Raw genomic sequence first — 12,644 nt, 5'->3', positions numbered from 1 at the left:
CCCGGCCGGGGCCTACTCCCAGCGGAAGAGGCGGCTGGCCAGGACGCCGCAGACCAGCGCCCACACAGCCAGCACGGCGAAGGCGCCCAGGCCCGGCAGGGAGCCGTCGGCGGCCGTCCGCAGCCCCGAGCTGAGCGCGGTGATCGGCAGCGCCGACGCCGCCTGCTCCAGCGGGCCGGGGAAGCTGCTGGTCGGGAAGAGCACCCCGCCCAGGCCCAGCAGCAGCACGTACACCAGGTTGGCCCCGGCCAGGGTCGCCTCGGCCCGCAGCGTGCCCGCCATCAGCAGGGCCAGCGAACTGAACGCGGCGGTGGCCATCAGCACCAGCGCCACGGCCGCCAGCACGCCCGCCGGGCTCACCGCGGGCGACCAGCCCAGCACCAGCGCCACCGAGCACAGCACCACCGCCTGGATCGCCTGCACGCCCAGCACGGCCAGGGTCTTGGCGGCCAGCAGACCGAAGCGCGACAGCGGGGTCGCCCCCAGCCGCTTGAGCACCCCGTAGCGGCGTTCGAAGCCGGTGCCGATGGCCAGGCCCGTGAACGACGTGGACATCACCGCCAGCGCCAGCACGCCGGGCGTGAGCGCGTCCACCCGCGCCCCCTCGCCCACGTCCAGCACCGAGGTGAGGCTGAAGCCCACCAGCAGCAGCACGGGGATCACCATGGTGAGCAGGAACTGCTCGCCGTGGCGCAGCATGACCCGCAGCTCCATCCCGGCCTGCGCGGCGACCATCCGCCACATCGGCGCGGCCCCGGGTGCGGGGGTGAACAGCGAGGCGTCGTCGCCTCCGGACGCGGGCGCGCCGGCGCTCACCCGTGCGGAGGCGGTGGAGGTGTGCTCGTGCATCAGTCGCGCAGTTCCCTGCCGGTGAGTTCGAGGAAGACGTCTTCGAGGGTACGCCGCCGCACGCGCAGGTCCTCGGCCAGGACTCCGGCCGAGGCGCACCAGGCGGTGACCGTGGCCAGGAACTCCGGCCCGGGCGCGCCCGCGCCGCCGGGGACGACCGCGTACTCGCGGCGGCCTTCGGCGGGCCCCTGGGCCTCCACCCGGCTGCCCTCGGGCAGTGCGGCCTCCAGCAGGGCGGTGTCCACCGGGGCCTCGGTGGAGAAGCAGACCTCGCGGCGCTCCCCGGTCAGCTCGGCGGGGGTGCCCTCGGCGACCACGGCGCCGCGGTCGATGATGACCACGTCGTCGGCCAGCCGCTCGGCCTCCTCCATGTAGTGCGTGGTCAGGATCACCGCCACGCCCGCCTCGCGCAGGGCCGTCACCAGGTCCCAGGTGGCCATGCGCGCCTGCGGGTCCAGGCCCGCGGTCGGCTCGTCCAGGAAGACCAGCTCGGGGCGGCCGACCACGGCGCAGGCCAGGGACAGGCGCTGTTGCTGGCCGCCGGACAGGCGGCGGAAGGGCGTGGTGGCCACCGAGGTCAGGCCCAGCCGCTCCAGCAGCAGGCGGGGCTCGATCGGCCGGGCGTGGAAGGAGGCCATCAGCCGCAGCCACTCGGCGGTGCGGGCGCCGGTGGGCACGCCCCCGGACTGGGGCATCACCCCGACGCGGGGCTTGAGGGCGCCGGAGTCGGCCACGGGGTCCAGCCCCAGTACCCGCACCCGCCCGCCGTCGGCCCGCCGGAAGCCCTCGCAGATCTCGATGGTGCTGGTCTTGCCCGCTCCGTTGGGACCGAGCAGCGCCGTCACCGCGCCCCGGCGCGCGCTGAAGGTGAGGCCGGTGACTGCGGTGGTGGCGCCGTAGCGCTTGACCAGGTCGACGACCTCGACCGCGGCTGTGTCCATGGGCCCTGAGTCTACGTGCGGCCCGGCGGAGGGCTTCACCGCCCCGGCCGGGGCGTCGGCGGCCCGGCGGCGCGCCGAACACCCCTGTCCGTATTCCGGTACGGCGGTCTCGGCATGCGGTCGTCGGGAAGGATCGCGGCCCCGTCCTTGTTCGTGTCCGGAGGGTGGCCGGTGCGTGAACCCCCTGTTAGGCAAGCCTGTCCTTCGTGACCAAGTCCATGGGGTCGGGTTTGCCTCGGCGGACTTATTTACGCCACACTGATGTTGTCAAAACCAGGAGCAGCGTCAGAGAGAGGGAGGGGAGACTGTGTCCGAGGCGTCCAGTGTGTCCCGCCCCCTGGCCGGACCGGAGCGCGGGGCCGAGACCGGCACCCGCGCACGGGTCGCGCGGCTGATCCTGGAGAAGGGCCCGGTCACCGCCTCCGCACTGGGAGAGCGGCTCGGGCTCACCCCGGCGGCCATCCGCCGCCATCTCGACACCCTGACCAGCGAGGGCATGGTCGAGGCCCGCGACGCCCGGCCCCACGGCGGGCGACGCCGCCGGGGCCGTCCGGCGCGCGTCTTCGCCATCACCGAGGCCGGACGCGACGCCTTCGTCCACGCCTACGACGACCTCGCCACCAGCGCGCTCCGCTTCCTGGCCGACACGGCCGGTCCCGGAGCCGTCGGCGAGTTCGCCCGCAGTCAGGTCGCCGACCTGGAGCGGCGCTACAAGCCCCTGCTGGACGCTGTTCCCGCGAAACAACGCGTCCGGTTGCTGGCCGAGGCCCTCTCCAACGACGGCTACGCCGCCACCGCGGGCCAGGCGCCCGCACCCGGCGGCGGTGATCAGCTGTGCCAGCACCACTGCCCCGTCGCGCACGTGGCCGCCGAGTTCCCGCAACTCTGTGAGGCCGAGATCGAGGCCTTCGCGCGGCTGCTGGGCACCCCGGTGCGCAGGCTGGCCACCATCGCCCACGGCGACGGTGTGTGCACCACCCACGTCACCCCCCGGGGCGACGTGGCGAGCGGGGAGGACGGCACCCCCGCGTCCAAGGCCATCCGCCAGGCGGCGGGCGGCCCAGTTCACCACAAGGACGTCTGAGTCCAGGAGGAGTCCGCGCATGACGTCTATCGCGCATCCCGAGCTCGAGGGGATCGGAACATACGAGTACGGCTGGGCCGACTCCGACGCGGCCGGGTCTTCGGCCCGCCGCGGTCTGAACGAAGAGGTCGTCCGCGACATCTCCGCCAAGAAGGACGAGCCGGAGTGGATGACCAAGCTCCGGCTCAAGTCCCTTCGGCTCTTCGACAAGAAGCCCATGCCCAACTGGGGCGCGGACCTGTCCAAGATCGACTTCGACAACATCAAGTACTTCGTGCGGTCCACGGAGAAGCAGGCCACCTCCTGGGAGGAACTGCCCGAGGACATCAAGAACACCTACGACAGGCTGGGCATCCCCGAGGCGGAGAAGCAGCGCCTGGTCGCCGGTGTCGCCGCGCAGTACGAGTCCGAGGTCGTCTACCACCAGATCCGCGAGGACCTGGAGGAGCAGGGTGTCATCTTCCTGGACACCGACACCGCCCTCAAGGAGCACCCGGAGATCTTCGAGGAGTACTTCGGCTCCGTGATCCCGGCCGGCGACAACAAGTTCGCCGCGCTCAACACCGCCGTGTGGAGCGGCGGGTCGTTCATCTACGTGCCCAAGAACGTGCACGTGGAGATCCCGCTCCAGGCCTACTTCCGGATCAACACCGAGAACATGGGCCAGTTCGAGCGGACCCTGATCATCGTCGACGAGGGCGCCTACGTCCACTACGTCGAGGGCTGCACCGCGCCGATCTACAAGTCGGACTCGCTGCACTCCGCGGTCGTGGAGATCATCGTCAAGAAGAACGCCCGCTGCCGTTACACGACCATCCAGAACTGGTCGAACAACGTCTTCAACCTGGTCACCAAGCGCGCCGTGGCCGAAGAGGGCGCGACCATGGAGTGGATCGACGGCAACATCGGCTCCCAGGTCACCATGAAGTACCCGGCCGTCTACCTGATGGGCGAGCACGCCAAGGGCGAGACCCTGTCCATCGCCTTCGCGGGCGAGGGCCAGCACCAGGACACCGGGTCCAAGATGGTGCACTGCGCGCCCAACACCTCCTCCACCATCATCTCCAAGTCGGTGGCACGCGGCGGGGGCCGCGCCTCCTACCGGGGACTGGTGCAGGTGCAGGAGGGCGCCGACCACGCCAAGTCCTCGGTCAAGTGCGACGCGCTGCTGATCGACACCATCAGCCGTTCCGACACCTACCCCTACAACGACCTGCGCGAGGACGACGCCGAACTCGCGCACGAGGCGACCGTCTCCAAGGTCAGCGAGGACCAGCTCTTCTACCTGATGAGCCGGGGTATGGACGAGGACGAGGCCATGGCCATGATCGTGCGCGGGTTCGTCGAGCCCATCGCGCGCGAGCTGCCCATGGAGTACGCGCTGGAACTGAACCGGCTGATCGAGCTTCAGATGGAAGGAGCGGTTGGTTAAGTTGACCAGCCCCAGCACCGAACCCAAGGCCCACAGCCACGGCCTCGGGGAGATCCCGTTCTCCAAGTTGGCCACCCACGGGTCCTTCGACGTGAACGACTTCCCCGTCCCGGGCGGCCGCGAGGAGGAGTGGCGCTTCACTCCGATCCGCCGCCTCAAGGGCCTGCACGACGGCAGCGCCGTCGCCGACGGCACCGACAAGCTCGACGTGGACGCCCCCGAGGGCGCCACCGTCGAGACGGTCGGCCGCGGCGACGCGCGGCTCGGCACCGCCGGGTTCCCCGCCGACCGCGTCACCGCCCAGGCCTACACCTCCTTCGAGGAGGCCACGGTCATCACGGTCGCGCAGGGCGCGGCCCTGGAGCGGCCGGTCGTCGTCAACCGCCAGGCCCAGGGCGGCACGCGCTACGACCAGTTCGTCCTGGACGTCAAGCCGCTGGCCGAGGCGGTCGTGGTCCTCAACCAGACCGGCACGGGCGTGCGCGCGGGCAGCGTGGACATCCACGTCGGCGAGGGCGCGCGCCTGACGCTGATCAGCGTCCAGGACTGGGACGGCGACGCCGTCGACGTCTCGCAGCACAACGCCCAGGTGGCCAAGGACGCCACGTTCAAGTCGATCGTGATCACCCTGGGCGGCGACCTGGTCCGGCTCTCCCCGAAGGTGGCCTACAAGGGGCGCGGCGCCAACGCCGAGCTCCACGGGCTGTACTTCACCGGCGACGGCCAGCACCACGAGCACCGCTCGCTCATCGACCACAACATGTCCAACACCCGCTCGCGGGTGGAGTACAAGGGCGCGCTGAGCGGCAAGGACGCCCACGGTGTGTGGATCGGCGACGTGATCATCGGTGAGGGCACCACCGGCACCGACTCCTACGAGCACAACCGCAACCTCCAGCTCACCGACGACACCCGCGTGGACTCGGTGCCCAACCTGGAGATCTTCACCGGTGAGGTGGAGGGCGCCGGACACGCCGCCGCCAGCGGACGCCTGGACGACATCCACCTGTTCTACCTGCGCTCCCGGGGCATCCCGGAGGACGAGGCCCGGCGCCTGGTCATCCGCGGCTACTTCCTGGAGCTCATCAACCGGATCCCGGTCGAGGAGCTGCGTGAGGAGATCATGGCCAAGGTCGAGCGCAAGCTGGCCGCCCATGAGTGAGGCCGGACGCTGGGTGAAGGTCGCCGAGCTCGCCGAGATCCCCGAGGAGGGGGCCCTCGGGATCGAGACCGACGACGAGACGCCCATCGCCCTGGTCCGCAGCGAGGGCGAGGTGTACGCCGTGCGGGACGTGTGCTCGCACGCCGAGGTCCGTCTGTCCGAGGGCGAGGTCGAGGACGGCACCATCGAGTGCTGGCTGCACGGCTCCTGCTTCGACCTGCGTTCGGGGGCGCCGATCAACCCGCCCGCGACCCAGGCGGTCCCCACCTACGACGTGAAGATCGACGGCGACGACGTGCTCGTCTCGCTGGATGAGAAGAATTCCTGAGGCTGAAATGACCAAGTTCGAAATCCGCGGCCTGCGCGCCGACGTCCTCATCGGCGAGGGCGAGCGGCAGGAGATCCTCAAGGGCGTTGACCTGACCGTCAACTCCGGTGAGACCCACGCCATCATGGGCCCCAACGGCTCGGGCAAGTCCACCCTCGCCTACGCGATCGCCGGCCACCCGCGCTACGAGATCACCGAGGGCGAGGTCCTCGTCGACGGCGAGAACATCCTGGAGATGAGCGTCGACGAGCGCGCCCGCGCCGGCGTGTTCCTGGCCATGCAGTACCCGGTCGAGGTCCCCGGCGTGTCCATGTCCAACTTCCTGCGCAGCTCCGTCACCGCGGTGCGCGGCGAGGCCCCCAAGCTCCGCCAGTTCTCCAAGGAGCTCCAGGGGGCGATGAAGGACCTGTCCATCGACTCGGCCTTCGCCGCCCGCGGCGTCAACGAGGGTTTCTCCGGCGGTGAGAAGAAGCGCCACGAGATCCTCCAGCTGGAGCTGCTCAAGCCCAAGGTCGCCATCCTGGACGAGACCGACTCCGGCCTGGACGTCGACGCGCTCAAGGTCGTCTCCGAGGGCGTCAACCGCGCCAAGGCCGGTGGCGAGATGGGCGTCATGCTCATCACGCACTACACCCGGATCCTCAACTACGTGAAGCCCGACTTCGTGCACGTGTTCGCGGGCGGCCGCGTCGCCGAGTCCGGCGGCCCGGAGCTGGCCGACGTGCTGGAGGCCGAGGGCTACGAGCGTTTCGTGAAGGCGGGCGCGTAACCCATGACCACAGTCCGCGAGTTCGGTCGGGCCGGGGCGGCCCCGCTCGACGTCGCGGCGATCCGGGAGGACTTCCCGATCCTCTCCCGGACCGTCCGCGACGGGCGGCCACTGGTGTACCTCGACTCCGGGGCCACTTCGCAGAAGCCCCGTCAGGTGCTCGACGCCGAACGTGAGTTCTACGAACGCCACAACGCGGCGGTGCACCGTGGCGCGCACCAGCTCGCGGAGGAGGCGACCGACGCCTACGAGGCGGCCCGGGAGACCATCGCCCGGTTCATCGGGGCCGACGCCGGTGAGGTGGTGTTCACCAAGAACGCCACCGAGGGCGTCAACCTGGTGGCCTACGCGCTGAGCAACTCCGCGACCGCCGACGAGGAGCTGCGCCGCTTCCAGGTCGGGCCCGGCGACGAGGTCGTGGTGACCGAGATGGAGCACCACGCCAACCTGGTGCCCTGGCAGCAGCTGTGCCAGCGCACCGGGGCGACGCTGCGCTGGTTCCCGGTGACCGACGAGGGCCGCCTGGACCTGTCGGGGATCGCCGACCTGGTCAACGAGCGCACCAAGGTGGTGGCGTTCAGCCACCAGTCCAACGTGCTGGGCACCGTGAACCCGGTCGGGGAGATCGTCGCCCGGGCCCGCGAGGTCGGTGCGCTGACCGTGCTGGACGCCTGCCAGTCGGTCCCGCACATGCCGGTCGACGTGACCGCGCTGGGCGTGGACTTCCTGGTCTTCTCCGGGCACAAGATGCTCGGTCCCAACGGGATCGGCGTGCTCTGGGGACGCCGGGAGCTGCTGGAGGCCATCCCGCCGTTCATCACCGGCGGCTCCATGATCGGCGTGGTCCACATGGAGTACTCCACCTGGGCTGACCCGCCCCAGCGCTTCGAGGCCGGTGTGCCGATGGCCCCGCAGGCCGTCGGCCTGGCCGCGGCCTGCGACTACCTGTCCCGCGTGGGCATGGAGCGGGTCGCCGAGCACGAGCACGCGCTCACCGAGTACGCGCTGGAGCGGATCGGCGCCCTGGAGGGCGTGCGGATCATCGGCCCCACCGAGGCGGTGGACCGCGGCGGCGCCGTGTCCTTCGCCGTGGACGACATCCACCCGCACGACGTGGGCCAGGTCCTCGACGACCTGGGGGTGGAGGTCCGGGTGGGCCACCACTGCGCCTGGCCGCTGCACCGCAGGCTGGGCGTCGTCGCGACCACGCGCGCGTCCTTCTACCTCTACAACACGTCGGAGGACGTGGACGCGCTCGTGGAGGCCGTCAGGGCCGCGCAGAAGTTCTTCGGAACCCGGCCCTAGAGCGAGGAACAGCCTGATCATGCAGTTGGACGCGATGTACCAGGAGATCATCCTGGACCACTACCGCAACCCGCACCACAAGGGCCTGCGCGATCCGCACAACGCGGAGGCGCACCACATCAACCCCACCTGCGGGGACGAGGTGACGCTCCGGGTGGCGCTCACCCCCGCCGAGGGCTCCGACGCGCTCGACGGCGAGGCCGTCGTCAGCGACGTCTCCTACGACGGGATGGGCTGCTCGATCAGCCAGGCCAGCACCTCCGTGCTGACCGACCTGCTCATCGGCCGCACCGTCGCCGAGGGCATGACCACCCTGGACGCCTTCACCGAGCTGATGCAGTCCAAGGGCAAGGGTGAGCCCGACGAGGACGTGCTGGAGGACGCCGTGGCGTTCGTCGGCGTGTCCAAGTACCCCGCGCGGATCAAGTGCGCCCTGCTGGGGTGGATGGCCTGGAAGGACGCCGTGTCGCAGTCCCTGGAGAAGGAAGCCGCCTGATGAGCGAGAACGAGACGACAACGACCGAGGCCGCCGAGGCCACCGAGGGCGCTCCCCTCTCCCCGGAGGCGGAGGCGCTGGTCGAGGAGATCAGCGAGGCGCTCAAGGACGTGATCGACCCCGAGCTGGGCGTGAACGTCGTCGACCTGGGCCTGCTGTACGGGGTGAACGCCGAGGAGCAGGTGATCACCCTGGACATGACCCTGACCAGCGCGGCGTGCCCCCTGACCGACGTGATCGAGGACCAGGCCGTCTCGGCCCTGGACGAGTTCGGCCGCGAGGTCAAGATCAACTGGGTCTGGATGCCGCCGTGGGGTCCGGACAAGATCACCGACGACGGGCGCGACCAGCTGCGCATGCTGGGCTTCAACGTCTGACCCGCGCCGTCGCGCGGAACGGGCCGGTACCCCTCGGGGACCGGCCCGTTCGCGTGCGCGGGGGCCGTACCGTGCGGTGAACGGCCCCCGCGCGGTCAGGCGCGGGAGCCGCGGAGCTTCAGGGCCTTCAGGCGCTGGTGCCCGGGTCCGTCAGTAGACGAGGGGGGTGAACTGGGGAGCGTTGAAGCTGCCGCCGGCGTGGAAGTCGACGCTGCGGCCGGAGGGGATCCGGTACTGCGTGGTGGTCTTGGACTGGGAGTTGGCCCAGGTTCCCCGGATCGTCACGGAGTAGGAGGTGTCGGAGGAGTTGAGACCGGTGCTGGTGCACTGGCCGGGGTTGACCACGAAGGTGGTGAAGTTGCCGAAGTCGGCGTAGGCCGTGTAGTTGGAGGACACGTTGCACAGGCGGAAGGTGCCCGCGGCCGCGGCGGGGGCGGCGGTGCCCACCGTGAGACCGAGGGAGAGCAGTAGGCCCAGGGCCAGGGTGAGGGCGAGCGACTTGCCTCGTGAGAGCGCGGCGGACATGGAACTCCTCAGTGTGGTCGTGGATCAGGGGTAGGACCGCACCCGGAAGGGGGGCGGTGCGTAGTCAACCACACGCGGAAGGCCACTTCTAGGGTTTGTGTGCTTTTGCTCCTGCCTTTGTGTGTGTTCATGGGGACTTCGTGTGACTTTGGCGGCTGGTAACGCTCCGTTCGCACAGGAAACAGGGCATCGCTGTCGCGCTCCGCGGTGTCGCATAGGCGGCGGAGGCGGGGGGAGCGTACGTGGAGAAGGCCCCGGTGCCCCGAAGCCGACGCCACCGGTGCTCGGGAGGGGAAGGGTTCGACGGCCGGGGGTGAACGGGCCCGTTCCCGGATGCCGGGCGGGGCCGGGGCCGTGGTGGCCCCGGCCGGAGGAACGTGCCTAGTGCGCGGCGAACATGCCCGCGCGCAGCTCCGCGGCGATGTCGTTGTCGCCGCGCAGGGACAGCAGGTCGATCAGCGACTGGGGGTCGGCGAACGCCTCGTCGTCGCTGTCGGTGATCCGGCGGGAGAGGATCTTCAGGGCGTCCTCGGTGGAGGAGGGCGCGGTGTAGCCGCTCAGGTGCAGCGCCCGTGCCGTGGGGGAGTAGCCGCTCAGGTCGGTGGCGGGCAGCTTGCGCGCGTCCAGGCGGTCGCCCGCCACGGTGATGAAGACGCGGTCGCCGGGCTGGGCGGCCTGGCGGCGCAGCAGGGGGCGCAGGGAGTCGAAGGCCGGCTGGTCGCGCCAGACGAGCACCAGCAGGTCCGCGCCCGGGGCGGTCAGGCACAGCAGCCGTCCGGGCTGGAGCCCCAGGTGGGTGGCGTACCCGGTGGGGACGGCCACGGGCGCGCCGTTGAGGTGGTCGGCGGTGATGTCGATGCGGTGCCACCAGCGCCCGTCGGGGGCGCGGAAGCAGCGGGCCGCCATGGCCGGGTCGCTCGCACCGGGCCGCGAGGGCGGAGCGGGCGGTGCGACCGGGGACGCGGACGGCAGGCCGTGGGCCTGTCCGGGCGCCGGGCCCAGAGGCACGACGCGGTGCGGGTCCAAGGCGGCGGCGCCGAAGGCCGCGGGAGCCTGCTCGGGGCCGGGCCCGTGCTGGTGGGCGGGGGCGGGCTCGGCCGGGGCCGCGGACGGCTGCGCGTCCATGCGCCGCCGGATGGGCAGCCCGTTCTCGGTGGTGGCTCCCGAGTCCTCCGGGGCGGTGTGGCCCGGGTGGTTGGTCGGCATCTCCATGGGCACCGACGGGTCCGTGAACACGTGCCCGTCCCGCAGGCTCACCCCCGGGGTGCTCAACAGCCAGGCGCGCAGCTCCTGCTGGCGGATGCCGATCCGGCTGAGCCGGATCCCGGCCTCGGTCATGCTGGGGGCGTCGTCGAGCAGCTCGCGGGTCTGCCAGCGCAGCCGGTTGGGGTCGTCGGCGATCAGCCAGCCGTTGTGCATGCGCCGGTCGGTGAACAGGGTGATGATCACCCGCCACAGCGGCGTGTTGAGGGTGGGCACGTCCACCGGGTGGTCGGGGTGTGCGTTGATCAGGCGGTCGATGGTGGTCGCCGCGCCCAGCTGCTCGGACAGCTCGCGCAGGTGCTTGGTGACCGCGGCACCCTCGGGGGCGTTGAGCCAGCGCAGCAGGCGCTCCTCCACCTTGCGCTGGGCGGAGCGGATCTCGGTGACGTCCACCGCGATCTGCTCCGAGAGCACGCGGATGCTGATGGGGTCGGTGGCGAACAGGCGCTCGGCGGCCACCGTGCGCTCCAGCTCCGGCCAGGAGCGGAACATCTCCTCGACCAGGTCCACCAGGGGGTGCTGACCCAGCTCGGGGGCGGGGGGACGCTCCTCGGCGTGGTCGGGACGCATGGCCTTGGGCGGACCGAAGCTGGGGCGGCGCAGGGTGCGCCCGGGGCCCAGCAGGGAGCTGCGGAACTGGGAGCGCAGGTCGCCCGCGCCCTCGCTGTGCGCGCCGTCGCCGCCCACGGCCTCGGTGTGCAGGGCGGAGCCGGGGATCATCGCTGCCGAACTGACCATGGCCGTGGCCGCCTGCTCCCGGAGCGGGGCGCCGGAGGGCTCGCCCTCCTCGCCGCGCTGGGCGCGCAGGGCCCGCAGGGTGCGGATCGCGCGGGTCGCCGGGGTCTGCGGCGGCGCCGTGTGCCCGGAGCCCTCGGCCCCCGTCCCGGAGCCCGTGGCGGCGGTGAGGTACTCCAGCGCGCTGTGCACGTGCTCGGGCGCGGAGTCGGGCAGCCAGTGGGCGATGGTGCGCACGGCCTCCATCATCAGGGCGGGGGAGGGAGTGGGCCCTCCGGGAAGCTCGCAGCAGGGCTGTAGCGCCCGCCAGGCCACCGTGCTCAGGATGTCCATGGGGTCGCAGTCGGCGAGCGGCCACGCGCTGATCTCCTGCGGACTCGTGGAGATGAGGCGCTCCCAGTCCCCGGCGGTGGCCACGACCGCGCCGCGCACGGGCTCGGAGAGGTCGGAGCAGTCCACCAGCTGGGTGCGCAGGCTCGGCAGGAACTCGGCCAGCGGCAGGTGCGACCACTGCTCCAGGGCCAGGCGGGCGATGCCGTGTGCGAGCCAGGGCGGTCCCGCGATGTCCAGGACGCGTGCGACGGGCAGCGAGTGCCACCAGCCGTCGATCAGGCGGTCGTGGTGGAGCAGGGGTGCCACGTCCGGCGACCTCGACCACCGCAGTGCGGGCGCGAGGTCGACGAGGCAGATCGGAGAGACGGCGTTCATCCGCTGGGGACCTCGACCTCCTGGTGTCTGCACGTGAATTGGGGAGGAACCGCACGGGCCTTCGGTTCGATGCACCACAGTACGCGCCCCTCACCCGCGTGGAGGCCGGACGGGAGGCCGGTCCGTGTGCCACGGGAGGGCACGGCGAGCCGGGGGACAGGGGTGCCGTGAGCACTTCCCCGAGATCGTACGTCCCCTGAGGCCACATGGGTACCCCCGGGCGTGCCAGGTCCACCGCGACCGGTCCGTGACTGCGCTGTGTGATGACCGTGACGAGGGCGTTCCGGCGTTCGTGTCCGCGCGAACGTGTGAGTTACCTCATAGCAGACCTTGGGTTCCTCCCGGGCCAACCGGCCGTTGGTATTCACGGCGCCTTCACGCGGGTGTCCCCTGCGCGCAACGGGCGCGCGCGACCCCTCCGGGAAGGATGGACCGTGGCGGGGTGTGCCGACACACTCCGTCCCAGGCGCCCTGTCGTCGGCCGCGGGTATGCTGGACGGGCACTGTCCCTCGCCCGGGCGACCTTCCGGCCGGACGGCCGCGCCCGGTGGCCGACAGGGGGCGACGGTGTTCGGACACGGGTGGTGGCCGGACCGCGGCCCGACACCACGATTGCCGTACCCGCGCACCCTCGGCGCGCGCAGGCGTGGGACGGTCGAGCCGGATGATT

Annotated in this window: 12 protein-coding genes; 8 read left to right on the top strand and 4 right to left on the bottom strand. The window is 71.5% G+C overall.

All coding sequences use genetic code 11. From position 1 onward, the window contains the following. Positions 1 to 12: 12 nt before the first annotated feature. Both FYW99_RS25965 and FYW99_RS25960 read right to left on the bottom strand, forming a co-directional pair. On the bottom strand, positions 13 to 849 hold the full coding sequence (locus FYW99_RS25965) for an ABC transporter permease (protein WP_150254661.1): 837 nt from the start codon (positions 847 to 849) through the stop codon (positions 13 to 15). Further along, positions 849 to 1,790, bottom strand: coding sequence for an ABC transporter ATP-binding protein (locus FYW99_RS25960; RefSeq protein ID WP_150254660.1), 942 nt, complete (start codon positions 1,788 to 1,790; stop codon positions 849 to 851). The genes FYW99_RS25965 and FYW99_RS25960 overlap by 1 nt, the downstream gene beginning before the upstream one ends. Positions 1,791 to 2,097: 307 nt before the next feature. Between FYW99_RS25960 and FYW99_RS25955 the strand changes: the two genes are divergently transcribed. Genes FYW99_RS25955 through FYW99_RS25920 form a run of 8 tightly spaced genes read left to right on the top strand, consistent with a single transcriptional unit; the run spans position 2,098 to position 8,743 of the window. Then, positions 2,098 to 2,874 (top strand): helix-turn-helix transcriptional regulator, encoded by a 777-nt coding sequence (locus FYW99_RS25955; RefSeq protein WP_150254659.1) that lies wholly within the window; start codon positions 2,098 to 2,100, stop codon positions 2,872 to 2,874. 19 nt (positions 2,875 to 2,893) lie between these two features. Further along, on the top strand, positions 2,894 to 4,306 hold the full coding sequence (sufB, locus tag FYW99_RS25950) for a Fe-S cluster assembly protein SufB (RefSeq protein ID WP_097634272.1): 1,413 nt from the start codon (positions 2,894 to 2,896) through the stop codon (positions 4,304 to 4,306). A gap of 1 nt (position 4,307) precedes the next feature. Then, complete coding sequence (gene sufD, locus FYW99_RS25945; protein ID WP_150254658.1) at positions 4,308 to 5,468, top strand: Fe-S cluster assembly protein SufD; 1,161 nt, start codon at positions 4,308 to 4,310, stop codon at positions 5,466 to 5,468. After that, positions 5,461 to 5,796: a non-heme iron oxygenase ferredoxin subunit gene (locus FYW99_RS25940; RefSeq protein ID WP_150254657.1), complete on the top strand. Its 336-nt coding sequence runs from the start codon at positions 5,461 to 5,463 to the stop codon at positions 5,794 to 5,796. The genes sufD and FYW99_RS25940 overlap by 8 nt, the downstream gene beginning before the upstream one ends. Positions 5,797 to 5,803: 7 nt before the next feature. Beyond that, complete coding sequence (gene sufC / locus FYW99_RS25935) at positions 5,804 to 6,565, top strand: Fe-S cluster assembly ATPase SufC (RefSeq protein WP_150254656.1); 762 nt, start codon at positions 5,804 to 5,806, stop codon at positions 6,563 to 6,565. 3 nt (positions 6,566 to 6,568) lie between these two features. Continuing rightward, positions 6,569 to 7,870: a cysteine desulfurase gene (locus tag FYW99_RS25930; RefSeq protein WP_150254655.1), complete on the top strand. Its 1,302-nt coding sequence runs from the start codon at positions 6,569 to 6,571 to the stop codon at positions 7,868 to 7,870. A gap of 19 nt (positions 7,871 to 7,889) precedes the next feature. Further along, positions 7,890 to 8,366 (top strand): Fe-S cluster assembly sulfur transfer protein SufU, encoded by a 477-nt coding sequence (gene sufU / locus FYW99_RS25925; RefSeq protein ID WP_150254654.1) that lies wholly within the window; start codon positions 7,890 to 7,892, stop codon positions 8,364 to 8,366. Then, a complete protein-coding gene (locus FYW99_RS25920; protein WP_150254653.1) occupies positions 8,366 to 8,743 on the top strand; it encodes a metal-sulfur cluster assembly factor in 378 nt (125 codons plus the stop codon). The genes sufU and FYW99_RS25920 overlap by 1 nt, the downstream gene beginning before the upstream one ends. Positions 8,744 to 8,893: 150 nt before the next feature. Here the strand turns inward: FYW99_RS25920 and FYW99_RS25915 are convergent, their stop codons facing one another. Together FYW99_RS25915 and FYW99_RS25910 are read right to left on the bottom strand one after the other, a co-directional pair. Then, positions 8,894 to 9,268: a hypothetical protein gene (locus tag FYW99_RS25915; RefSeq protein ID WP_150254652.1), complete on the bottom strand. Its 375-nt coding sequence runs from the start codon at positions 9,266 to 9,268 to the stop codon at positions 8,894 to 8,896. A gap of 381 nt (positions 9,269 to 9,649) precedes the next feature. Next, the gene (locus tag FYW99_RS25910) at positions 9,650 to 11,974 is read right to left on the bottom strand and encodes a hypothetical protein (RefSeq protein WP_150254651.1); all 2,325 of its coding nucleotides are present in this window, start codon (positions 11,972 to 11,974) and stop codon (positions 9,650 to 9,652) included. Positions 11,975 to 12,644 lie beyond the last annotated feature (670 nt).

Origin of the sequence: Nocardiopsis deserti (assembly GCF_008638355.1) — a bacterium.
GTDB lineage: Bacteria > Actinomycetota > Actinomycetes > Streptosporangiales > Streptosporangiaceae > Nocardiopsis > Nocardiopsis alborubida.
The sequence above is the reverse complement of the archived record's forward strand: the minus strand, read 5'-3'. Positions and strand labels throughout refer to the sequence as shown.